Raw genomic sequence first — 22,430 nt, 5'->3', positions numbered from 1 at the left:
ACATTGTGTTATTAGCTGTAAAAGCATAAACACAAAGTAAATCCCTCTGCCAGCGGGCGGCATAGCAGCTATGTCGCAACGTATTTCAACTATGTCGCATTTACAATTTCCCCTGCAATTTCATCACCATAAGCTTGTAAACTGCGCCTACGGTCAGCGAATCTGTAATCCGGCCAGCCTCGACTTCCTCATACACTTCTTCCAGCGACATTTTTTTGATCGTGAGGGACTCTGTCTCTTCAGGAGAAGATTCGCCTTGCGATAGGCCGGTAGCCAGGTAGACAATTCCCCATTCGTCGGACACAGAGTTGGACAAGTGCATTTGAAATAATGGCGTAACGGATAAAGCGGTAAGCCCCGTTTCTTCCTTCAACTCGCGAAGGGCCGTTTCAGCAGGATCTTCACCGTAAGGCCCGCCGCCTTCAGGGATCTCCCAATAAAACTTTTTCAAGGGAAAACGATACTGCCCCACCATCCAGATATATCCATCCTGATAAGGTACTACCCCTACCGCCTGGTTTTTGAAGTGAACGGTACCGTAGATACCAGGGTTACCCGCAGGGTTAAGCACCTGATGTTCGGTGAGTTTAATCCAGGGGTTTTCATAGATTTCTTCAGAAGCGAGGATGGTCCAGGGATTGTGGTCAGTTACCTCATTCATATTCATCAGATGTCTTTCGTTATGCTGCGTACTACTTCAAACTGGTCAAAAAACTCCCGGGCAATCACACGCAAAATGGTATAGACGGGAATAGCCACAATCATCCCCCCTACCCCGGCAAGATTCCCGGCAACCAAAATCACCAGAAAAATTTCCAGCGGGTGAGCCTTTACGCTGTTTGAGTAGATCATAGGTTGGAAAATAAAATTATCCACCATCTGTACAACTGCAAAGACAATTGCTACCCCGATCACCAGAGGAATCATCTCATCGTAAAAGTTCAGATTCAGAGAACCGAGGATCGTCAGACATATCCCCAATACCCCGCCAATGATCGGGCCGAGATAGGGAATCACATTAAACAATCCGCCAAAAAAGCCGATCAGCACCGCATTTTCCACCCCCAATATCGTCAGTCCCAAAGTGATTAGCGCTCCTACCAGCAACACTTCGACCACCACACCGACAAAATATCGCGTCAACAGTGTCTTAATACTTACCAGAATCGTATTTACTTTTTCCTTATAATCAGGTCGTATAAACACGATGACCATCTGGTGCATCAGCGTACGCTGTTTCAGGAAAAAAAAGGCAATAAACGAAATAGCAAAAAAACCGATCAAAAGATCCCCGGTAAATCCTACGAGCGAATTGGCAATATTGGAAACGCGTGCAGAGGTAATTACAGACTTTACAGTTGAAGCAAAATATTCTTCCACAGACATTCCATTATCCGTCAATTGATACTTATCAATTACGCGGTCAATCGCTGCAATCGGTTCCTGAAGGCTGCTCGAAATGGTTTCCATTTTTACATTTTCGAGTTTTTCGGTTTGTTTGATCAGCCGGGGAATGAATATCAGGAAAATGGTCAAAGCCACACCATACACCACCGCCAGTGAGATTGCCGCATTCACTCCATCAGGAAGCTGCCGGTTGCGAATCTTTACCTTACCCAACACCCGCAACACAGGCCTGCCCATCAATGCAATAATGGCTGCGACAATCAGATAACTTACGATATCCCGCAAAAACCACAGGACCACGCCAATCAATCCCAGTACCAACAAGCCCAGGAGAATGAAAATAAATATCTGAGTATATTGCCTGATGCTATTCATAGTAATTGCCAAATTAAACCATATCCGCGAATGTGAGAAATAATATGTCTTGCAAATTTTGGTTGGATGGAAGAAATTTACCCCATGGCCGAGGAACTATTTACACTCACCAGACCTTCAGAAGGTTTTTTTCGCGACAGGGGGTCGAAGTTTTACGCTTTTGCATCCCCGGTAACGACACTCTCAGAAATAGAAATTCTGCTCCAGACCTTACGGCAACAATATTATGATGCACGCCATCACTGTTATGCTTACAGGCTGGGCAAATATGGCGAGACGACCTTTGCCAGCGATGACGGAGAACCTTCACACAGTGCCGGCGCGCCCATTCTCGGTGCAATCCGATCATTTTCCCTGACAAATACGGCCATTGTTGTTGTGCGATATTTTGGCGGAACAAAACTGGGCGTGCGCGGACTCATCGAAGCATACCGCCATTCCGCGGAAGAAGCCATCAGGGCAAATACGATGGTACAGGTTATCCCGAAGATTACTTTTGCCATTTCCTTTCCTTACGAAAAAACATCCGACATCAACCGAATCCTTCATCGCTTTGAAACGCAGACGGTTTCAGCAGAATATAACACCGCATGCCATCAGACATTGTCAATAAAAGAAGCCGATTTTCCTGAATTGCGTAATATCCTCGAACAGGCAGGATTTTCACTCGAATCTGTTTCAGAGTAGGGAAAAAACCCGCCACCTAAATGTATAGCTAAGCTAACCGCAACAACCTTAATGAGAAAGTTTTCCCTGCATATATTCCCACTGGCCTTCTTTCTGGTTATTACCGCCCTTTATCTGCCTGCTCAGACCCTTCGTATCGTCCATCTTCCTGTGGGATCCGAAGCCGACGAAACCCTGATCCGCCAGATCACCACACAAAACTTTCCCCTGCTGGAAAATACAGGCTCTGCGCTCAGGCTTGCCCACGATACAGAAAGCCCGGGGGGGCGCCATTTTACCTATCGGCAAACCTGGCAGGGAGTTCCGATTTACGGGGCGGGGGTCAAAGTAAACCTCGTTCCCGCCACCAGGATTTCCTCCTTTTTGCAGACGCTTGCCACTTTCGAAGCGACAACGCCCTCCCCGTTTAGTTATTCGAAGGAAGACCTTCTCCAGCGAGTGGCCGAAGAAGGCGCATTTGACGCCAACATCGAACCGGTATATTTGATTCGCGACAACCAGCTTCATCCTGTTTACCGGATAGAAACCTTTTCCAATGGGCATGTGTCAAGTGAAGAAATTTTGTTTGACGCAGTCACAGGTACAGAAATCCGCCGTGAGGACAGAGGTATGTATTTTCATTCTTCCCAGGCAAGTGATACTAGCGGAAGAGGCCGGGTATTCCGGCCCAACCCCTGCACCCGGGGGAATGTGAATTATGGTGACAGTTTTGTAGACAATAACGATGCGCACAGTCCTGTGCTGGAAGGATTGATGGATACAGTTGAATTGCGCAATATCACCTGGGACGATCCCCTTTTCCGGTTAAACGGCCCTTATGTAAAGATTTCAGACCGGGCGCCATTTTATGATACACCGGCAACTTCCCTTGACGGAGATTTCTTTTTTGGCAGAGATCAGAGCGAGTTTGAGGACGTAATGGTCTATTACCATATAGATACTTTCCAGCGGTTTGTCCAGTCGCTGGGTTTTCTCAACCTTCAGAACGCGCCATTGGAAGTAGATCCACATGGTAAGTCAAACAGCGATCAGTCGGTTTTTATCAGCAATAGCGGCAATTCTTATATACTTTTTGGCGACGGAGGCGTGGATGACGCGGAGGATGCCGATGTGATTGTGCACGAATACGGACACGCGCTTTCTTATGCAGCTTCCCAGGAAAGCAATTCGGGGACCCAGCGGAGAGGGTTGGATGAAGGGATTTGCGATTATTTTGCTGCGATTTATTCGAAAAGTTTGAATGCAGGATTTGGCTGGTCGGAAATATTCAACTGGGACGGTCATAACGAGTATTGGGCGGGGCGCACAGTTATCAGCAACCAGACTTATCCACCGATGAGCACAAGCATATACACGTATGGAGAACTATGGGCAGCGACGATGATTCAGATACGCAATGAGATTGGGGAGACCGTAACCGACCGGCTGGTATTGCAGGAGCTATACAGCAATTATAGCCAGATGAGCCTGCCGGAGGCGGCGCATTTGTTTTTACAGGCAGACACAGCCTTGTACGGAGGCATTCATTCAGAAATGATCATTTTCCATTTTTGCCAAAGAGGTATTTTGAGTGGGGCAACCTGCCTGAGTGTAGATGTGGAAACCCCGTTGGAAACCCCTCCTGTTACGCTCTATCCCAATCCGGGGAGAGGAGATTTTACGCTGCGTTGGACAAGTGCTTCGCAGCCCCGGAAAGCCCGTTTGGAGATCAGCAATATGCTGGGGCAAACCGTATTTACAGAGGAGAAATTATATCCCGGAGAACAGACCCTTTCAACCCATCTTCCGGGTGGGTTGTACCAAGTCAGACTCTATGTGGAAGAAAGAACGATATTCAGTACAAAATGGGTGGTTGAATAGCACATCCCAGATGTAAGATTTTATAAAAAAAGTTACCAAAATCTTCGATTCAGCGACGATAAAGGCCAAAAAATCAAATCCAACCCCTCAATTTCAGGGAAAAATAGTTCGGTGGAACCCCCCGTCCACTCCGGGCTACTTGTAAAGACAAAAGCATAAACGAAGGCGTTATTCAGTAAGATTTATATAGTATTGTGCGGACAAATCTAAAACCCCTACTCCTGTATCCAAACTTGCCGAGCACGATTACCGGATGGTCCTGTAAGAATAACCGATGTGCGTATGAATATCCCTACCATCAGACCAATTGCTCTCTGCATATTCCGGAAGGAAAATTCCATTCTGGTTGCAGAAGGATACGATAAAGCAAAAGAAGAGGCATTTTTTCGTCCGTTGGGCGGAGGCGTGGTTTTTGGCGAATATAGCTGGGAAACCATTCGCAGAGAGATAAAAGAGGAAATCGGAGAAGAAATCACCAACCTGACATTCATTGGCCCCACCGAAAACCTGTTCCATTATGAAGGCAATCCCGGCCATGAGATCATCTTTGTATTTGAAGGAGAATTTGTCAATAAAGCCGCCTATCGCAAAGAGTTGATCATAGGAAGAGATGACGACGGACAAGAGATCAGGGCAATATGGAAACCGATAGCGGAATTCAAAAAAAATCGCGCCCGCCTGTATCCTGAAGGTTTATTGGAAATTCTTTCCGAATAACCGAACTTTTTCCAGGCTGTTTTTCCCATCCATTTTTTTTTCAAATATCGCTAATTTTCAATTATTTAGCCTAAATGTAATCATTTTCAGGCAGATGGTTCTTTTATCAAAAAATTAGGCTTATATTTGAATTATGAATTTTTTGTCTTTTTAATTTTTTTACTATGAACATTTATGTTGGGAATCTCGCTTATTCCCTCACTGAGCAGGATCTGGAGGAAGCTTTCTCCGAGTTCGGCAATGTAACTTCTGTTAAGATCGTACTTGACAGAGATACAGGAAGATCCAAAGGTTTTGCCTTCGTAGAAATGGAAGACGATGACCAAGGACAAGAAGCCATCAACGGTTTGAACGACAGAGAGATGTCTGGCCGCCGCCTGAAAGTCAATGAGGCACGTCCAAAGACAAATAATAACGACCGCGGCGGAAGCAGAGGTCCAAGACGCTGGTAATAAGTTTCAGACCACCACTACTTACGAGATTTTGAGGCAGCCTTTGGGTTGCCTCTTTTTTTTGAATTTCAAAACGATTTCGACTAAATTATCCTCGGCCATGATACAGTAAAATGAAAAAGATATTTTAAAATAATCGCCATGTCTATTCCCCATATTTCTAGCTATATCTATAAGCTTCAAATGAAAATCCGGGATTTGAGTGAAGTTATTGATACAGAAAGTAAACCTGACCTGGAGAAAAGGCTCAATACCTGTACTTCAATGCTTGAGCGCATTATAGAACAGGCAACTGATCATAATGAAGACCTAGGACCATACATTATTACTTTGGGGGAGATTGACAAAGAATTGCGCCAAATTAAAGCTGCCATTGAATCCAAGCCCAAAACTTTTTGGGAATCATTCTTTGGTTTTTTCGCTAATCTATTGGAAGGATTTGCCCGTCTTTTGGGGTTTACAGTAAGAACTGATCGTCTGTTGGATAACCCGGATAAGGAAGATTAGCAAGTATTTTTATACCATAAAAATATCGCATTGGGGAATTATGCCTAAAAAACCAGTCATCTTCCTCACCTTTGCCAATGACCTGAACGGTAAGTTTCTGGAAGCATTGAAATCTGAACAAGATGAATTACAAAGCACGTTCATCCCTTATATGCAAAATGGGATGGGTATTTGTTATACAGCCGCTACTTCAGAACCTAAAAACCTTATTCGAGATTTAAACAAATACAAAGATCAATTAATCATCTTTCATTTTTCGGGACATAATGATGGAGTAAAACTACAGTTTGCAGATCAGAAAGGGAATGCACTTCCTTTTCACAAGTCAGGGTTACAGGCGTTTCTTGCGTCCGAGAAAAACCTCAAACTGGTATTTCTTAATGGCTGCGCTACTGAAAATCATGTAAAAACTCTTCAAGAATCAGGGATACCAGCAGTTATTGCTACGAGCATGCGGGTTTCTGATACAATAGCTAAAGATTTTTCTATAACCTTTTACGACTCGTTAGTAGCTGGAAATACTCTTCAACAGTCGTTCCTCAAAGCCAAAACCACGATTGATCCTGTTGATGTAAATGAAGGGATATTCAGAGGATTCCACTTGAAAGCCAAAGGTGGAGAAAGCACTTTATTAGCCTGGGGGTTATACATTCAAAATGAAACGATCCTCAATTGGAAACTAACCAATTCGATTCCCCATTCAGAACATTAAATCCGTAAAAGAATGGTTGGTGGATACGGAACAAAAATTGAAAGACCGGAAACCGTAAAATAAGTACGGTTCAAAAGTATATCCCAATTTTCCCTAACTTAGCTCTATATTCAGACTGCCTTACAGATAAAGACACTACACCACCCTTCGTCGCGACGGTTACTACTATGTGAAATTCTACTATTATGCTGCTCGCGATTACCTGTTCCGCATCAGTTTGCCTTCGTGTCAAAATACTTCAAGAAAAAAGACGCTGTAAAACCGCTCAAAATCATTGATGCAGTGCGAACCAAACTCGTGCACATGGAGGAAGTGTCTTAAATTCCACATTCCCCCCTTCCTCAACGTCTTTTTTATATTACGCTCAGTAACCACTAATCTGCCGGACTATGAAAAAGCTCGCCGTGATCTGTTTTTTGCTTCAGGCCATAGCTGTATTCTCCCAAACCCCTGAATGGCGCTTCGGGTTTGAATACGATGAAACTGAACCCAATTTTCTTATCGGAATCCTCGAATCTCACCACGATACCCTGCTCAGCCATATTGCGCAGGTAAGCGCTGCGCAGTCTGTGCGCGGTGGTATCAATGTCAATGGCATCAGTTGGGACCTGATGCAGGATTCGGATTCCGCTGATATCGACTTCTCCAAAACTGACGAATGGATAACCCGTTTCCAGAAATACGGTTTCGAATTTGTCTTTTACTTCGTTGCCAATGCCCCCTGGTCGTACCCCCTCAACCCTGACTGCATTGATGCGATTTCACTCATTCCGGAAGAGTGTGCTCCTGACTCCAACCACTGGCAACACTGGTATAACTATGTCCATGCGGTAGTGGAGCGATACGATGGCGACGGGACAGACGATATGCCCGGACTGTTGATCCCTGTCAGGTTTTACGTGATGGAACAGGAAGTGTATGTAAACGGTACAGGCAATGGCGATGTCAGCGAACGCAGTGGACAGGGTTTTTGGGAAGACAATATGGCCAATCTTGTCAGGCTTCACGAAGTTACTTATCAGGCTATGAAAGACGCTGACCCCTCCGGTAAGTCCAAACTCGTCGGCAGCGGCGGATTGTGGTTTGATCTGTATTCGGATTTTCCCGATTATCCCGATATAAACGGACCGACAGTTCAGGCCCGGCTCAATGGAGACAACCTGGGCGGAAGCCTGTACACACAAAGCTGGGACAGTCTTTCCTATTTGATTTCAAGGCTGGGAAATGACAATGACGGCGTAAAGTGCGATTACATCGGCTGGCATCCCCACATGGGCTGGAAAGCTACGGATCAGTCACTGCGTTTTGTCAAAACATTTGCCCCCGGAAAACCCATTTTTGTCGATGATATGTGGTCGGCTATGTTTACTGCTACCCAACCCAACGACGGATTTACACAATTTATAGGCGGAGATTCGATTGAAGGAGATTTTCCCAATCCGCTTATTCCCAATTATCAGACATTGATTGCGGGAACAAACAACGGAGATTCTGCCATGATCAACTGGTACAATGCCAAAACTGCCAGGGAAGCAGTAAAATGTTTTGCGACGACCTTTGGAGAAGGAGCTGAAAGGGTTTGCTATTCAATGACTAATGACCCAAACCCCCAAAATCCTGTATATAATCTTTTTACCGGTCCCTGGCGATGGAGCGGAATGACTGGTAATAAAAATACAAACTATATCATGAAACCCGCCGCCTGGACGATGAAAATGCTGATAGAAAAATTGCATGATTTCACCTCAGCTTCCCGTCTTCCGGTCAGCAATAATCCCTATACCAGGGTTTATAAATTTGAGCGGGAAAGAGGAACTGCCTGTTATATAGCGTGGAGTGAGACAGGTTGGAATACAGATACTCCGGAAATACCCAATGGTGAAACCGTGAACATTCCGGTAGCAACGGACAGCGTGAAAATTACCCGGGTAATTTCGATGCCCGGACAAAAAACAGTAGCCGCAGACCTGATTGAGACAGGAAATCCTTTTTTAATCCAACTGGGATTTTCGCCTGTGATCCTGGAAGAAACGCGGAACCAAACGGGCATAGATAAAAGAGAACCCATCACTGGTTGGAAAATTTTTCCCCAACCCTTTGGCCAGACACTTCATATAGAACTGGAAACAAAAGAAACTGGTAGCTATCAGGTAGTTTTGCGGGAACTTTCAGGAAGAGTCGTCCAAAGGTATGACAAAATAAATATCCACCCCGGATGGAATTTTATTTCCCTGAAGGTTCCAGCGTTACCACCGGGCATATATTTGATGCAGTTGGTAGGAGATAATGGCGTAATCTTACATCAGCTCATGCAAAACCAGCAGCCCTAATTTGCAGTTTTCGCGCATGGTTTTCCAAAAGATTCTTCTATATTTACCCGAAGAATTAAATCACTTACCTTAACCCAACAAAATCCAAAATGAAGTTACATTTTACCCGAATTATTGGAAGAATATGCCTTGCAACTATCGCAATCTTCCTTATTTCCGGAAAAGGATTTGCCCAGACAGCTGAAAAAGCACCCGGGATTCAATCTTCTTCCAACACAACAATTACCGCTCCGACCACAGAGGATGCGGCTTCTCAGGGAACCACCATCGAGCAGCCAGGCAATTTTAACCCTGCAATCGAGGCTATGTGGGACACCCAATTTAACTATAGTGCTTCAGACAGCACAGGTACAGCAGGGCTGGCAGGTGCAGTTTTCCTCGGTACAGAGTTTTGGGTAGCCAGATGGTCTGTTGATACCTTGTACAGACTAAATGCTACAGGTTCTGTTATCGACACGTTTAGCATTCCAAATGGAGGAGCGACATTAGCTGGCACCCGTGCCATGACTACTGATGGCACCAAAATCTATATTGGTAACAATACTACTACCGTTTATGAAATTGATCCTGCAACCCGCACGATTAGCAACACATTTACCGCACCTCTCGCCGGTAATATTCGTTTTATCACTTATGATTCTACCGCAAATGCTGGCAACGGTGGTTTCTGGGTAGGAAATTTCAATACCGATATTACCCTCATCAGCCGTAGCGGACAAGTATTGAACAGCATTCCTGCTTCTGTGCATGGTCTTGGCGGTATGTATGGTGCTGCTGTCGACAACTTTAGTCAGGGTGGTCCATACCTCTGGGTTTACCATCAGGGAGGTACTTCCTCTGCTGCCGAAATCGCGCAGCTAAAACTTCCCGCAGGTACACAAACGGGAGTAAGCTTTGACGTAGATACCGATCTGGGCGGTGCAGGTGGACTCGCAGGTGGCCTGTTTATAGCTAAAGGTATTGTTCCAGGCAAAACTACCCTCGGTGGTATATTGCAAGCCGGACCAGACCGTTTGTTTGGCTATGAATTGAACTTCGTACCTATCCAGGTAGATGCCTCACTGGATTACTTGTTGCCTACTCCTGCATTGGGTCAGATCCCTGACCGCTTGATAAGTCCGATGACCTGGGCCGGTTCTGTAACCAACCTCGGACAACAGACACTGATAAATACGCAGGTTATCCTGAATGTAACCACCGGTGGTTCTTCTGTTTATGCTGATACGGCAACAATAAGCAACCTCGCAAACCTGGGTTCTTCTACTTTTACCTTTGGTCCGTTTACGCCTTCCGCCCAAGGAACGTATCTCGCCACAGCAGTCGTTTCGACGGGTACACAGGTAGATGAAGTATCAGACAACAACGATTTCAGCCTTCCGTTTGCCATATCTGACTCCGTATTGGCCCGTGATGACGGGGTTCATGCAGGTGGAAATGGTTATGCCGTTTCAGCTACAGCACGTGGTTATGCCGCAGTTGTTCACCAGTTCAACAACAAAGTTTACCTTCAGGGTGTTGAGATCGAGCTGGCATTACCTGTTGCAGGCGATACCACTTATGGTGTTCTTGTATTCACCAGTCAGGGTCAACCTTCCGGTGGTGCACTGCTTTATACCGATACAGTTATCATCAACGCAGCGCAGGACAAATACTTCATGAAACTTAAGACCGAACTTCCTGTCAACGCAGGTGATACATGGGCTTTAGGGGTTTATGAAGGTGCGAATACTACCATCAACCTGAAACAGTCTTTCAACTATTTCACTCCGAGTGTCAACTACTTTACTACCAATGTAGCTGCTCCGGCATGGACTGCCAGTGGTATCCAGACCGCACGTTTCATCCGACCTGTCATCGCTTCATGTCGCAACTTTGATGTAGCGCTTGCTGCGGTAAACCTCAACACTTCTACCAGCACACAAGGTTCTGTCAGTGCAACTGTTACAGGTGGCAGAGGCACGCTTGTTTACCAATGGGATGATCCGGCAAACTCAACTACCGCTACTGTTGCAGGCCTTCAGCCAGGTACTTATACCGTAACTGTTACCGACGACAATAGCTGTTCTGTTACCAAGTCTGTTGATGTACTGGATCAAACCAGCATCGAAGATGATCTGGCTGCAGGTATCACAAACTTTGAGGTTTATCCAAACCCGTCTTCTGATGTGTTTAACCTCAATATTGGTCTTGGCAAAGCTGACGATGTCAACATGACTGTCGTTGATCTCAATGGCCGCGTCATCATGGAAACTAACCACAAAAAAGTGGTGAACTTCCGCGAAACACTGAATATGAGCAATATGAGCAATGGCGTCTATATGCTGATGGTTACTACCTCACAGGGTACTACCTTCAAACGCCTGATCCTCAAGTAATCAGTTGAATAAATAAGAAAGAGGTTGTCTTCTTACGGAGACAACCTCTTTTTTTTTTGCGCGGGTTTCATTATAACAGCACTAAATCTCTTCCCAATCCCTGAACCGGTTAGGGCGTACCCACTCTTTATCGAGTAAATCTTTCAGGTAAGCAATGTCTTTGTCATTGCGGCTATCGAGAAAATCCAGCAGTTCTATCGTCGCTTTTGCAACGGGCACAATGAGCGAAATAGGTACGGCCGGGGGAATACTTGTCCTATGGCCTCCTTCTGCGATCATACTGCTTTCGTCGATATTTATGGAAGTATATACTGGCATAAATTTCCCAATATAGTATTCAACATAAATTTCGTTTAGCTTCTCCAGTCGTATCCGCACATATTCCTCGGTATCTTTTCTTATCAGTTTGCGGGTCTTTTTATCGAGAAAATCATTACGGGTAACGTAAATAAAATCCTCAAAAGCTTCACTGGTTCGAAGATACGTCATCCGCATCTCAGCGATCTCCTCCGGCTCATAGTCTCTTTGTTTTGCCTTTATGACTGCGATTTGTTTCTCCACTTCATATCGGTAATCTTTATACGTTTTCAAAAAACCGGAATCCATCAAATCATACAATGCCTGCTCAGACCGGGAAGTTGTCTGACCGGAAACATTTACCATCCATAATACAAAGAAGGGGAACAGCAATAATTTGAGTATTTTCATAAATCGAAATTTGATTTTGGATATTTTTCAGACACTTTATATCCAATAACGAATTCCTGCAACGATCACGCCAAAAAAAAATCATTATTCTATTTTTATTCCTGTATTGTTGTTTTGAATCTGCATTTGCCGGGCCTGCTCTGCGCGCTGCCGGGCGGCTTCCTGTTCCCGTTGTGCCTGCTCTGCACGCTGCCGGGCTTCCTGTTCCCGTTGTGCCTGTTCTGCACGCTGCCGGGCTTCCTGTTCACGTTGTGCCTGCTCTGCGCGCTGCCGGGCTTCCTGTTCACGTTGTGCCTGCTCTGCACGCTGCCGGGCTTCCTGTTCACGTTGTGCCTGCTCTGCGCGCTGCCGGGCTTCCTGTTCACGTTGTGCCTGTTCTGTGCGCTGCCGGGCTTCCTGTTCACGTTGTGCCTGCTCTGTGCGCTGCCGGGCTTCCTGTTCACGTTGTGCCTGCTCTGTGCGCTGCCGGGCTTCCTGTTCACGTTGTGCCTGCTCTGCGCGCTGCCGGGCTTCCTGTTGTTCATCTGATTGAATCTCTGCCTGGCGACGCACTTCCGCTTCCCGCTGAATCTGTGCCGCGCGATCTCTCGCTTCCTGTTGCCGTTTTTCAAGATCAGCTCTTTGCATGATTTCCTGCTCACGAGACTGATTCTCAACCTGGAGACGCACTTCCGTTTCAGACTGAATCTGCGGGGATTGTTCTCTGATTTCTTGTTGGCGGATGGCAGGTGGAATTGGCTGCTGTGGTATCTCTGGCCGGTTTATCTCACGCGGCGACGGGGAATCAAACTGCTTGCCCTTTGTCCCTGGAAATGTTTCGGCAGGTCTGATGTTTTTCACCACTGCCTGAAAAGGTATTTCTGTAATTCCATAAATACCTCTTCCTTGTTTACGTATTTCTGCCTCCTTTTGAACCTGAAGACCTAAAATCCGCAATTTTATCTCATCCCTGCTTTTACGCATCCTTTCGAGATAGGCTAATTGTTCCTCCCGGCTGATATTTTTCAATACTTCAGGTAAGTCAGCTTCGGCAATTTCTTCGAGCTTTATCTGTCGGGTATCAATCGCATCAATCAAATCCCATCCGGGAACCCGATATCCGGGGCGACATTTGGCCAGTGCCCGAATGCTCTCATAGGCCTCGCCAAAACGCAAGGCAAACTTGTCCTGCTCCAAACAGCGGTTCCAGGAATAATTGCCCTGGCTTCCATAAGGCAAATAGGTATAATTCAGCTGAGTGTTGAAATAGCAGATCTGCGCGTCAAAAACAGTAGGGTAATAATATTTTTCCAGTGGAATCGAGGTCTCAACATTGCGATACATCCCATTCCCCAGAAATGCTGCATCCTGCCACCAGAGTTGTATTCCCTTTCGGTAATCTCCCGCAAAAACCGTATTGACGATGATTCCCTTCCTTCGCGCTAACGCAATTGCGCGCTGATAATCCACGGGGCCTTTGCGAAAATTTTCGTTCCCGGCGATAATCATCATCTTCTGATCGCCAGGCTTTTCACTCCAGTTTAGTTCGTCTGTAGCGCGGAGTAAAGCAGCACCACTAAAGGATTTCCCCCGTATCGAGTGATTTACACTCAAATAATACAATTCTTCGGAGATTTTATCCAAATCTGACGTGAAGGGAACGACCTGTCTGATAAACTGTGTCTTCCGCTTCAGGGTGGGGTTGCCATATTCATATAGGGCAAATTCGAGTTCCGGCGTATAGTATTGATCATTCTGACGAAGAATCTCATCTACAAATATCCAAAATGTGCCTTTGGTATATTCAAGCACGGTCTCCATGCTCCAGCTTGTATCAAGAATCAGAGCGATCTGAACTTTTCCAGACTGATTGGTCTGGATGGGAGACATTTCGTTACGACTGTCTCCCCGATAGGCTGCGTACTGGTCATGGGACGAGTATCTTATGGAGTTACAACCCGTAACAGCGGTAAAAAGAATACAAAAAATGGGTAAAATAAGGTTACGCATAAACATTGAATTAGCGGTTTAGGCGATGGGTGTTTCCCAAATATTACCCAACCCAATCTGACAATGTTAGCGCAAACTAATATTCGCAGCGCTATATCTGCTTATCGTGTAGGTTTAGTAGAAAAACGTGTTTAATGGACTTTGCGAATTTTCGCAGAATGCAAAGGTTGCCCGGATGCATTTTTCAGGAGTAGCTGATAAAAACCATCAGCCAACATAGAGAGATCAGCCTGTGTATTTATAGGGCCATTTACCCACACAGGTTCAATCCTGACCGGGGTAAGTCTGCCTGTAGCATCATACACCTCCATAAAAATTTTCACAGGACTCGTTGTATTCATCTCTATATATAGCACCTCATCCGTAGGGTTTGGAAAAAATGAGTAATCAACCAATACCCGAAGATCGTCTGCGATTCCCACACTGCCGCCATTGTCAGGTTGCTCAAAGCCCTGAGTAAAGGAAAAAGAACCCGTAGTTGCTGTGATTGTAGCAGATTCTCCTACATTAGAGGAAATCAGCAGATTCCCGGCAGTGCTATAATTGCCGGAGCTGCCGATGACCTGACGATCGACCACAATTTGTGCATAGGTTAAATACCCTGTCAAACAACCAAACAAGAGGATTAGCAATGTTTTCATACTATGTAATTTCAAAAATTTTTAGTGATTCACCAAAAAGTTAACGCTATTTTCCAAACCTTTACCAACAAGTCAGATCTTTACCCAAGCCTTAATCACAGGGTGAACATACAAATCAATAAATTTGTTCCTTCCTGTCATATTGTTTGCCTAATTTTCCCGTAAAACCTATATTAATAGGAACAACGACCTAAATCACCTGATAAATTATGATGCCCCTGTTTACAAATGTTCTTCCACGCCTGATCTTTTCCTTTCTGTTTTTATGGGCTTCTGCAACTATCGCCCAACAGCCCACAGAAAAGCCAGAAGATTCCGGAGCCGTTTTTCTGGACTCAGTTTCTTTGAGGGTAGTACCGGTATTGCTTCCCGACACCAATGGTATCTGGAGTAAGGAAAATACCGAAGCTTTCTTCGACGGGCTGGTGCCTGCATATCTGGAATCCAGTCACATTGCCGGTGCAACTGTTTCTATTGTCAAAGATGGCAAACTGTTTTTCTCCAAGGGTTATGGTTATACCAATGTCCCGAATAAAGAAAAAGTCGATCCCGGGAAGTCTTTATTTTTAACAGGATCTGTCTCCAAGCTTTTCACATGGACTGCTGTGATGCAACTGGTGGAAAAAGGTTCGCTCGATCTTGACAAAAATGTAAACGAATACCTTTCCGATTTTAAGATTCCCGATACCTATGAAGAGCCCGTCACACTTCGCCATCTGCTGACCCATACTGCGGGTTTTGAAGATATGTTCCGGATTTTTGCACGCACCCCGGAAGATGTCAAGCCTTTGGGCGAATTTCTGGAAAAAAACATGCCGAAGCGGGTCAGGCCTCCCGGAGAGGTAACCTCCTACTCCAATTACGGAGCTGCGTTGGCTGGTTATATCGTTGAGAAAGTGTCAGGTATGCCGTTTGAAACCTATGTTGAGAAACATATTTTCCAGCCATTGGAGATGAGCCACAGCACATTCCGCCAACCCCAACCCGATTCACTGCGAAAATGGCTTTCTCAGGGTTATTCCTATTCCGGTGAAAAATTTGTGCTGGGAGATGCCGAATATATCCAGTTGGGTCCTGCCGGCATTCTCGCGTCCAGTGCCGATGATATGGCTAAGTTTATGATGGCCCATCTGAAAAATGCAAATACTCCCGCAGACTCATCTGACATCCTGAGCCAGCAGACAATGGCCGAAATGCACCGGCGCCAGTTTTCCAATGAAGCTTCGATTCCCGGTATATGCCTGGGCTTCTATGAAATTCGCCAAAACGGGCTAAAAATGATTGGCCATGGAGGAGACACGCGTTATTTCCATTCCCAACTTTTACTGATTCCTGAGAAACAAACCGGAATCTTTCTCTCATTTAATAGCGAAAATGGCCCTGAAGCCAGAAAACCCGTTATCAGGGCTTTTGTTGACCGGTATTTTCCCGCAGAACCAGAAGCCGGGCCGTCAGCTACCTCAGGTGAAGGGGTGGAAAAATACGAGGGTTTCTACAGGTCCAACCGAATGGTTTATTCCTCCTATGAAAAAGTGTTTGGCGTTTTATCTGTCTTGCAGGTAAAGGCCGGAGAAGGAGGAAAATTGGAAATTGGCCCGTATATGCAGGAGAAAAAAACTTTTCTTTCTGATGGTAAAAATGGCTTTAAAGCAGAAGACGGAGAGGAGCGAATGGTCTTTAAAGAAGATGCCAACGAAAACGTGACGCACGCATTTTCCTCAGAAATGCCAATCATGGGTTTCGACCGGCTTTCATGGTACGAATCTCCGCGCCTGCTGATCACCCTTCTGAGCATTTGTGGTGTATTATTTTTACTGATGATTATACTTTGGCCGGTTTCGATGTACGCACACCAGGTAAGAAAAGTCTCCGGCGGAAAAACCCGCACAGGAATGCAACATACCGCATTACTGGCCGGAAGATTTAGCAGCCTGGCTTATATTCTTTTTGGAGTGGGATTTGTCATGCTTTCGGGAGATTTTTTCGAAAGTTTTGCCTTTGAGATTCCGCCTGCCCTTCCCTATCTTCAGACGCTTCCACTGATCGGGGGAATCCTTACCATCATTATGCTCATATTTATCCCGATCTCTTTCAGCAAACGATACTGGAATGCTGGTACCAGGTTGCAGTATATGTTAACTGCAATTGCCGGAGTTATCTTTCTCATAATTTTGAACTACGTAAACCTCCTGGCCTGGAATTTTTAATTATCTTTAACCCAACAACCTAAAATATTAACTGATGAACCAATTTCTGGAAGACTGGAGTAAAGAACTCGACGACCTCGAATTACAGATTTCACTGGGTGAAGAAGAGATAGTTGCCGCTTACGAAAAACAAAAAGCAGCCTTTACCGAGTTTGTCAATGAGTCAAAAGCCAAAATCAGCGAAATGGCTTCCAACGACCATGTGCAAAAACTTCGCGGCAAACTTGAAGCCCTTCAGGTTCAACTCGCTTTGGGAAAAGCAGAATCTTTGGAAGCTTATGAAGAACAGAAAAAGCGGCTCACAGAATCCATACAGGAGGCAAAAGATGAATACGAGACGTATATGTCTTCTTTAGGAGATAAAAAGCAGGAATTGTCCGGCAACCTCTCTGGCAAGCTGGAACAGTTTAAAACTAAAATGGATCTTTTCCACCTTCAATTTGCGCTGGGAAAAGCTGATGCAAAAGAAGAACTGAAGGAAAAACAGGAAGAATTAACCGCCACACTCGCGACAATCAGGGCCAAAATTGACGAAAAAAAGGAAGCCGCTGAAGAAACCTGGGATGAGTTTACCGACGAGGTTTCAGAAGCTTTCGATCAGTTTAAAGGCGCCATGAAGAAGTTTTTCTCCTGATAGTCCCATGCCGTTAAAAATAATCATTGCGGCTATGTCCAGGGACAGATTGATTGGTACGGAAGACGGTTTGCCCTGGCATATACCGGAGGAGTATAATTTGTATTTGTCCAGGGTCAGTGGGAAGACCGTGCTTATGGGTCGCTCTACCTTTGAGCTGGTAGGTGCTGACCTGACAAGCAAACATACGATTGTAATCAGCAGGGACTTCCCTTCCGGTGAAAATTATACGGTATGTAAAACCATTGATGATGCCCTTGCGCTGGCAGAGAGTTATGCCGAGGATATTTACATTGCCGGCGGAGCGAAGATTTATGCGCAAACGATTGGAAGGGTAGATATGATGTATCTTACCTATATCGAAGGAGAATATACGGGTATCGCTTACTTTCCTGAATTTGATCTAAACAACTGGAATATAATTGCCACAGACCGTTACCCGAACTATGAAATTGTTACTTACCGAAGGAAAGAATAAACTTACTGAACCACGATCCGCTTAATGATCTGGCGTTGATCAAGCTGTATTTGTACGAAGTAAACACCTTTGGGATAAGCAGTAAGATCAAATTCTGTTTCAAAATTGGACTCAACCTCCTTTTGAATCAGCGTCTTGCCGATGAGATTTACCACTTTTACCTGGTAGGTATCGTAATTATCAGACTTAATATTCAGATGGAACCTTCCGGTAGAAGGATTGGGATATATGGATGTTTCAATCTGCCAGCCGGAAAACTCTACTACCGTAGAATGGGTAGGTTGGTCAGCTGCGAAAGCAGGCAGAGAGAGAGAAAATACTAAGGCGAAAAGTAAAGATTTTAATTTCATCGATCTGGTCCGTTTCAGTATGTAACTTACTAAGCTTTTACCGTATTTTATCTATTTTGGTTACTTCTTTTTTTCGAATTATTAATATTCGTGTCTGAATGGGGAAAAATCGTGTTTGAGCGCCCCGATTTTCTTTTATTGCAAGATGCGTACCGAATTTTAAAAATTTTATCAATGAGTGGAAAAATAGCGATGATTTTTGGTGCAACCGGATTGATTGGCGGCCATTTACTGCGGGAATTGATTCAGGACGACCGCTACGAAACCCTGCATATTTTTTCAAGGAGAGCCATGAAATCTCCTTCTGATAAAGTAGTTGTACATGTAGTGGATTTCAAAAAACCGGAATCTTTTCGCCATCTGATAAAAGGAGATGAGTTATATTGTTCGCTTGGTACGACAATACGGAAAGCAGGTTCCAGGGAAGACTTTCTGTTTGTGGATTATGAGATTCCCACATACCTGGCCGCAGCAGCCAGTAAAAATAAAGTAGGCAAGTTTCTGATTGTAACTGCTATGGGCGCAGATTCGAAGTCTTTTTTCTTTTACAACCGGGTAAAGGGACAAATTGAGGCAGAAGTACAGAAATATCCTTTTGAGCAGGTAGCCATTCTCCGCCCATCTTTACTTTTGGGAGAAAGGGAAGAGCAAAGATTGGGAGAAGATATTGGCAAACTTATGATGAATATCTTCTCTCCATTGATGATAGGGCCCGCCCGTCAATACCGTGCGATTGCCGGCAAAACTGTCGCCAAAGCTATGATTGCCATCGCCAATTCACCTCAAAATCAGGTGATTTTTAGTTCTGACGAACTCCACAAGCTCGGAGACAATCAGAACGCTGCCTGAATGGATGTTTTTCCCTTTTCAGACAACGCCTCCACGCCGTTGAATACCTTCAGCTTCGCTGTTCCCGGCTCTCCGACCCGAAGGGTATAACGGCCTGATTCAAACACCATGGGCTCAAATGTATTGCCCTGAATACGCAATGTGTAGACAACTTCGCCAGTACTTTCTTTGATTACCTGCACGACTGGCTCAAACATTCCACTTACCTTCACCGTTGGCAACCATGCTGCGGCTTTTCTGCTGTAGTTATCCAGCTGATGAATCGTAATGGGCCAACCTTCGTATTCTTTTGCACCGGCTTCCGTAGGATTTATATCGCGGGGCCAGCACTCAATGGTAATCTTACGATGGGGTTTTTGAAACCGCAAAATGCCATAGCCCGTGGCTCTGTCGTAAAGATTGGATGGTTCGCGGCCCGTAAATACCGGATTAGAGACGGCAAACACCGTCATTTTATTACCAAAGCCATCTTCAAAATCACCGGTATATTTGGGAGCATCTGGCTTTCGGTTCTTTCCGCCTTCTTGCGGATACCACCTTCTGGGCCAGACGTTGGAAACAGAAGGCACACAAAGGGCATACGGTCCATCCCCCCATTCATCTACACCGTATTGAATAGTACTTCCCAGATGCTGGTCGCCAGCAAGATGAAAAGCAAAACCTTTGCGAATAACCCGCAAGGCCTTGTTCCGGCCCGTCTGTGGCCATCCATTGGAATCCATATCAGATACGGCCCGATCGTTGGGTGCGTAAGCACCGGGTTCCAGAATCCGCAAACGAGGTACTACATTGTCGTGGTATTCTTCCTCCGGCAATGTGGCAACATTCGCAAATATGGTCTGAGAAAGTACACATTTCATCTTTGCGCCTCCCGACCAATCGGCGGTCCATGCTTCCAGAAAATCGAGCTGCCGCTGCCCCAGAAGACTGGCTTCCGGCACATCGCTTTGGGTTTTCGCATCAAAGCTGCGGTTTTGTGCCCAGCCGTTGTTGATCTCTGCTTCGGGTAAAAGGGCTTTGGGTGCGGATTTAAACTTGCGGTCTTCAATAATCGCAAAACTCACACCGCCATACACCATCGAGGTATAATACACGCCAATTCCCTGCTCAACAGGTGTAGGATCGTAAGGGTCGGGCAAATGCGCGGTTTGCGTTCTTTCCACCATTTTCACCCATTCTGCAGGCATTTTATACCCGCCTCTGTCCTGCTTGTCAAAGTCGTTTCCTTCGTCCCCGGTCGCTTTGCCTCCTGCTCCCCAGATATTGCCATGATAGACATCGTGATCATCAGGCATGCAGACGGAAGGACGGTCTTTGAGCAGGTCTCGATAAGTCCAGCCAAATATATACCACTTGCGCAGGTAGTCCAGCGTAGCTTTTTCCAATGGAAATCGCTGAACACCATATCCTCCTACTCCCTCATAAATCTGATCACCGGAAAAAAACAGAAAATCTGGGTTTTGCAGCAATACATTGTCGGTCAGGTCTTTGTTGGGAAAACCCAGGTCATTATTGCCGGTAAACCCTGCGACAACGAGTGTTTCAGCATCCACAGGGTCTTTGCGAACCGTTCCCTCGTGGTAAAAAGGTGTTTTGACACCATCACCCGTCAGCAGGTGATAACGCAGTCTGTATGGAATATCGGCCTCACTCGTCCACTCATCTACCCGAAAAGTTGCCGTCCTCGCCATGGGATCAATAGCGGCTTCTGCCAGCGCTTTCCATTCCTCCCCTACCCTTACTTCCAGATGCACGACCCCATCGTCGTTTTTTCCGACAGGGGCCATTTGTGCTGTCATTTTCATGATATTTTTGCTCAGGGTATAATGGGAAAACATAATCGGGCCGTAGGCATTTTGCGGGAGGTCCAATAGTTCATTTCCAGAAACCTGCCAGTCCTTAAACCATACACTCGGGCGCGTCAGGCCGTCTGCAATTCCCTCAAAATGACTGACCAATGCCAGTCCTCCGGAAAGAATATTTTTGTCAATACTGTCTTTTTCCACCGACTCCCAGATTTTGCCCGTCTGGGGATTGTAAACGGTAAATATGGCGCGGTATCCCCCGGAATCGGGCTTGAGTTTTACCCCGATTTCCAGTTCATTCATATAATCCAGCGGTGAAGATGCCGTAGCAGTTGATGGCTCTCCGATAAATAGTTCGCCCCGCGTTGTCACTCCCATATTCAGTCCTGTACCATAGACCGCATTATCGCGATAATCGTCAAACTTGCCTTTTATACCCAGCCGAAACCCTACCCAATTTTCGCCGGAAGGATTTTCCAAAGAATTTAGAAAACCCACGCGAATCCGCATTTCTGAGACCGCCGTGTCAGGTTTCAGTTCCCGGGTCAACAGATAAACATTCCGGTTAGGACTGCTTACCAGGCATTCGATCCTTCCATTGTTGATCTGCCAGTCCTGTAAGCGGTTGGCCCAGTAGTCAGGGCCGAGAAATGTCCTTTGTGTTTTGGGCCACAAACTGGAAAAAGAAGGAATTTGAGGGTCATTTGAGCGGCAGGCAAATAATTGCAAGGCAAAGACACCCAAAAGTGTGAAGCGGAAAAATTGATTCATATAGGCAAAATCAGAATAAAACCTGGTTTATGGGTAAAAATATCGGGCAATTTTATCCATTATCAGGCAGGCATCCTCAGTATTGGGGTAAATTTTCTTTTAGCGAAGATGCCAAGAATGCCAGATTTTCTCAACAAAAAATAAAAAAGATTGCCTTGGCAGGGACTTTGTATTACCTTTACACCCTGAAAATGCCTACGTAGCTCAGGGGATTAGAGCGTCGGTCTCCGGAACCGAAGGTCGCAGGTTCGAATCCTGCCGTAGGTACTAAACGGGAATAATCAGAGAAATCTGTATTATTCCCGTTTTTTTTATGCTTATTTTTTACTGATAATGAAGGGATTACGCTGAAAATTGAATTTATTCTTGTGGTTCGATAATCGTCATTTTTGAAGTCATACAGAATCCCGTCCGGAAACACCATTTTTTGAATGCTTCTCTTTACCTCCAAATTGCCAGAACCCCACAATTCAGGGAGTTTTAGGGAATATTTCAATGATAAATCAATAGCTTTTTCAAGGTTCGATAAATTAAAACCGTTGCTATACAAACTTTCCTCAATTTCATACTTCTCGG

The 22,430-nt window shown here is 45.3% G+C and carries 20 protein-coding genes and 1 tRNA gene; 14 read left to right on the top strand and 7 right to left on the bottom strand.

Going from position 1 to position 22,430, the window contains the following annotated elements:
* Window positions 1-100 precede the first annotated feature (100 nt).
* Window positions 101-661 (bottom strand): NUDIX hydrolase, encoded by a 561-nt coding sequence (locus R3D00_11925; protein MEZ4773882.1) that lies wholly within the window; start codon window positions 659-661, stop codon window positions 101-103.
* A gap of 5 nt (window positions 662-666) precedes the next feature.
* Window positions 667-1,782: an AI-2E family transporter gene (locus R3D00_11920; GenBank protein ID MEZ4773881.1), complete on the bottom strand. Its 1,116-nt coding sequence runs from the start codon at window positions 1,780-1,782 to the stop codon at window positions 667-669.
* Window positions 1,783-1,848: 66 nt separating this feature from the next.
* Between R3D00_11920 and R3D00_11915 the strand changes: the two genes are divergently transcribed.
* From R3D00_11915 to R3D00_11880, 8 genes are all read left to right on the top strand, one after another.
* A complete protein-coding gene (locus R3D00_11915) occupies window positions 1,849-2,469 on the top strand; it encodes a YigZ family protein (GenBank protein ID MEZ4773880.1) in 621 nt (206 codons plus the stop codon).
* A gap of 51 nt (window positions 2,470-2,520) precedes the next feature.
* Window positions 2,521-4,329 carry a T9SS type A sorting domain-containing protein gene (locus R3D00_11910; GenBank protein ID MEZ4773879.1) on the top strand — a complete coding sequence of 603 codons (1,809 nt, stop codon included), beginning with the start codon at window positions 2,521-2,523 and terminating at the stop codon, window positions 4,327-4,329.
* A gap of 282 nt (window positions 4,330-4,611) precedes the next feature.
* Window positions 4,612-5,046, top strand: coding sequence for an NUDIX domain-containing protein (locus tag R3D00_11905; GenBank protein MEZ4773878.1), 435 nt, complete (start codon window positions 4,612-4,614; stop codon window positions 5,044-5,046).
* A 164-nt stretch (window positions 5,047-5,210) separates the two neighbouring features.
* Window positions 5,211-5,498: an RNA-binding protein gene (locus tag R3D00_11900; protein ID MEZ4773877.1), complete on the top strand. Its 288-nt coding sequence runs from the start codon at window positions 5,211-5,213 to the stop codon at window positions 5,496-5,498.
* Between the two features lie 141 nt (window positions 5,499-5,639).
* Window positions 5,640-6,005 carry a hypothetical protein gene (locus R3D00_11895; protein ID MEZ4773876.1) on the top strand — a complete coding sequence of 122 codons (366 nt, stop codon included), beginning with the start codon at window positions 5,640-5,642 and terminating at the stop codon, window positions 6,003-6,005.
* Between the two features lie 40 nt (window positions 6,006-6,045).
* The gene (locus R3D00_11890; GenBank protein MEZ4773875.1) at window positions 6,046-6,717 is read left to right on the top strand and encodes a CHAT domain-containing protein; all 672 of its coding nucleotides are present in this window, start codon (window positions 6,046-6,048) and stop codon (window positions 6,715-6,717) included.
* A gap of 389 nt (window positions 6,718-7,106) precedes the next feature.
* The gene (locus R3D00_11885; protein ID MEZ4773874.1) at window positions 7,107-9,047 is read left to right on the top strand and encodes a T9SS type A sorting domain-containing protein; all 1,941 of its coding nucleotides are present in this window, start codon (window positions 7,107-7,109) and stop codon (window positions 9,045-9,047) included.
* An 89-nt stretch (window positions 9,048-9,136) separates the two neighbouring features.
* Window positions 9,137-11,422, top strand: a complete 2,286-nt coding sequence (locus R3D00_11880; protein MEZ4773873.1) for a T9SS type A sorting domain-containing protein — start codon at window positions 9,137-9,139, stop codon at window positions 11,420-11,422.
* A gap of 81 nt (window positions 11,423-11,503) precedes the next feature.
* Here R3D00_11880 and R3D00_11875 read toward each other — a convergent pair whose 3' ends face one another.
* The 3 genes from R3D00_11875 to R3D00_11865 form a co-directional block, all read right to left on the bottom strand.
* Window positions 11,504-12,130 carry a hypothetical protein gene (locus tag R3D00_11875; protein ID MEZ4773872.1) on the bottom strand — a complete coding sequence of 209 codons (627 nt, stop codon included), beginning with the start codon at window positions 12,128-12,130 and terminating at the stop codon, window positions 11,504-11,506.
* A gap of 84 nt (window positions 12,131-12,214) precedes the next feature.
* Window positions 12,215-14,119 carry a hypothetical protein gene (locus R3D00_11870; protein ID MEZ4773871.1) on the bottom strand — a complete coding sequence of 635 codons (1,905 nt, stop codon included), beginning with the start codon at window positions 14,117-14,119 and terminating at the stop codon, window positions 12,215-12,217.
* A 131-nt stretch (window positions 14,120-14,250) separates the two neighbouring features.
* Window positions 14,251-14,760, bottom strand: a complete 510-nt coding sequence (locus tag R3D00_11865) for a T9SS type A sorting domain-containing protein (protein MEZ4773870.1) — start codon at window positions 14,758-14,760, stop codon at window positions 14,251-14,253.
* A 209-nt stretch (window positions 14,761-14,969) separates the two neighbouring features.
* On the opposite strand from R3D00_11865, the gene R3D00_11860 reads away from it, so the two are divergent.
* Genes R3D00_11860 through R3D00_11850 form a run of 3 tightly spaced genes read left to right on the top strand, consistent with a single transcriptional unit; the run spans window position 14,970 to window position 18,079 of the window.
* Complete coding sequence (locus R3D00_11860) at window positions 14,970-16,967, top strand: serine hydrolase domain-containing protein (GenBank protein MEZ4773869.1); 1,998 nt, start codon at window positions 14,970-14,972, stop codon at window positions 16,965-16,967.
* A 34-nt stretch (window positions 16,968-17,001) separates the two neighbouring features.
* A complete protein-coding gene (locus R3D00_11855) occupies window positions 17,002-17,601 on the top strand; it encodes a hypothetical protein (protein MEZ4773868.1) in 600 nt (199 codons plus the stop codon).
* Between the two features lie 34 nt (window positions 17,602-17,635).
* The gene (locus tag R3D00_11850; GenBank protein ID MEZ4773867.1) at window positions 17,636-18,079 is read left to right on the top strand and encodes a dihydrofolate reductase; all 444 of its coding nucleotides are present in this window, start codon (window positions 17,636-17,638) and stop codon (window positions 18,077-18,079) included.
* A gap of 2 nt (window positions 18,080-18,081) precedes the next feature.
* Here the strand turns inward: R3D00_11850 and R3D00_11845 are convergent, their stop codons facing one another.
* Window positions 18,082-18,429 carry a T9SS type A sorting domain-containing protein gene (locus R3D00_11845; protein MEZ4773866.1) on the bottom strand — a complete coding sequence of 116 codons (348 nt, stop codon included), beginning with the start codon at window positions 18,427-18,429 and terminating at the stop codon, window positions 18,082-18,084.
* A gap of 174 nt (window positions 18,430-18,603) precedes the next feature.
* Between R3D00_11845 and R3D00_11840 the strand changes: the two genes are divergently transcribed.
* Complete coding sequence (locus tag R3D00_11840) at window positions 18,604-19,278, top strand: NAD(P)H-binding protein (GenBank protein MEZ4773865.1); 675 nt, start codon at window positions 18,604-18,606, stop codon at window positions 19,276-19,278.
* Here R3D00_11840 and R3D00_11835 read toward each other — a convergent pair.
* Window positions 19,263-21,854, bottom strand: coding sequence for an alkaline phosphatase D family protein (locus R3D00_11835; protein MEZ4773864.1), 2,592 nt, complete (start codon window positions 21,852-21,854; stop codon window positions 19,263-19,265). The two genes, R3D00_11840 and R3D00_11835, sit on opposite strands and share 16 nt — an antisense overlap.
* A 29-nt stretch (window positions 21,855-21,883) precedes the next feature.
* Here R3D00_11835 and R3D00_11830 point away from each other — a divergent pair, with 29 nt between their 5' ends.
* Both R3D00_11830 and R3D00_11825 read left to right on the top strand, forming a co-directional pair.
* Window positions 21,884-22,057 (top strand): hypothetical protein, encoded by a 174-nt coding sequence (locus tag R3D00_11830; GenBank protein ID MEZ4773863.1) that lies wholly within the window; start codon window positions 21,884-21,886, stop codon window positions 22,055-22,057.
* Window positions 22,048-22,121: transfer RNA gene (locus R3D00_11825), tRNA-Arg, on the top strand. Before R3D00_11830 ends, R3D00_11825 begins: the two co-directional genes overlap by 10 nt.
* Window positions 22,122-22,430: the final 309 nt, after the last annotated feature.

The sequence above is a fragment of the Bacteroidia bacterium genome (genome assembly GCA_041391665.1).
Lineage (GTDB): Bacteria > Bacteroidota > Bacteroidia > J057 > J057 > JAGQVA01.
This window is presented reverse-complemented; position numbering and strand designations above follow the sequence as displayed.

Bases quoted from the DNA above. Each gene is read 5' to 3' on its own strand.
- R3D00_11840 (MEZ4773865.1), top strand. From the start codon at position 18,604: ATGAGTGGAAAAATAGCGATGATTTTTGGTGCAACCGGATTGATTGGC.
- R3D00_11855 (MEZ4773868.1), top strand. From the start codon at position 17,002: ATGAACCAATTTCTGGAAGACTGGAGTAAAGAACTCGACGACCTCGAA.
- R3D00_11915 (MEZ4773880.1), top strand. From the start codon at position 1,849: ATGGAAGAAATTTACCCCATGGCCGAGGAACTATTTACACTCACCAGA.
- R3D00_11905 (MEZ4773878.1), top strand. From the start codon at position 4,612: ATGAATATCCCTACCATCAGACCAATTGCTCTCTGCATATTCCGGAAG.
- R3D00_11890 (MEZ4773875.1), top strand. From the start codon at position 6,046: ATGCCTAAAAAACCAGTCATCTTCCTCACCTTTGCCAATGACCTGAAC.
- R3D00_11850 (MEZ4773867.1), top strand. From the start codon at position 17,636: ATGTCCAGGGACAGATTGATTGGTACGGAAGACGGTTTGCCCTGGCAT.
- R3D00_11910 (MEZ4773879.1), top strand. From the start codon at position 2,521: ATGAGAAAGTTTTCCCTGCATATATTCCCACTGGCCTTCTTTCTGGTT.
- R3D00_11885 (MEZ4773874.1), top strand. From the start codon at position 7,107: ATGAAAAAGCTCGCCGTGATCTGTTTTTTGCTTCAGGCCATAGCTGTA.
- R3D00_11895 (MEZ4773876.1), top strand. From the start codon at position 5,640: ATGTCTATTCCCCATATTTCTAGCTATATCTATAAGCTTCAAATGAAA.
- R3D00_11875 (MEZ4773872.1), bottom strand. From the start codon at position 12,130: ATGAAAATACTCAAATTATTGCTGTTCCCCTTCTTTGTATTATGGATG.
- R3D00_11860 (MEZ4773869.1), top strand. From the start codon at position 14,970: ATGATGCCCCTGTTTACAAATGTTCTTCCACGCCTGATCTTTTCCTTT.
- R3D00_11845 (MEZ4773866.1), bottom strand. From the start codon at position 18,429: ATGAAATTAAAATCTTTACTTTTCGCCTTAGTATTTTCTCTCTCTCTG.
- R3D00_11880 (MEZ4773873.1), top strand. From the start codon at position 9,137: ATGAAGTTACATTTTACCCGAATTATTGGAAGAATATGCCTTGCAACT.
- R3D00_11920 (MEZ4773881.1), bottom strand. From the start codon at position 1,782: ATGAATAGCATCAGGCAATATACTCAGATATTTATTTTCATTCTCCTG.
- R3D00_11835 (MEZ4773864.1), bottom strand. From the start codon at position 21,854: ATGAATCAATTTTTCCGCTTCACACTTTTGGGTGTCTTTGCCTTGCAA.
- R3D00_11925 (MEZ4773882.1), bottom strand. From the start codon at position 661: ATGAATGAGGTAACTGACCACAATCCCTGGACCATCCTCGCTTCTGAA.
- R3D00_11870 (MEZ4773871.1), bottom strand. From the start codon at position 14,119: ATGCGTAACCTTATTTTACCCATTTTTTGTATTCTTTTTACCGCTGTT.
- R3D00_11830 (MEZ4773863.1), top strand. From the start codon at position 21,884: ATGGGTAAAAATATCGGGCAATTTTATCCATTATCAGGCAGGCATCCT.
- R3D00_11900 (MEZ4773877.1), top strand. From the start codon at position 5,211: ATGAACATTTATGTTGGGAATCTCGCTTATTCCCTCACTGAGCAGGAT.
- R3D00_11865 (MEZ4773870.1), bottom strand. From the start codon at position 14,760: ATGAAAACATTGCTAATCCTCTTGTTTGGTTGTTTGACAGGGTATTTA.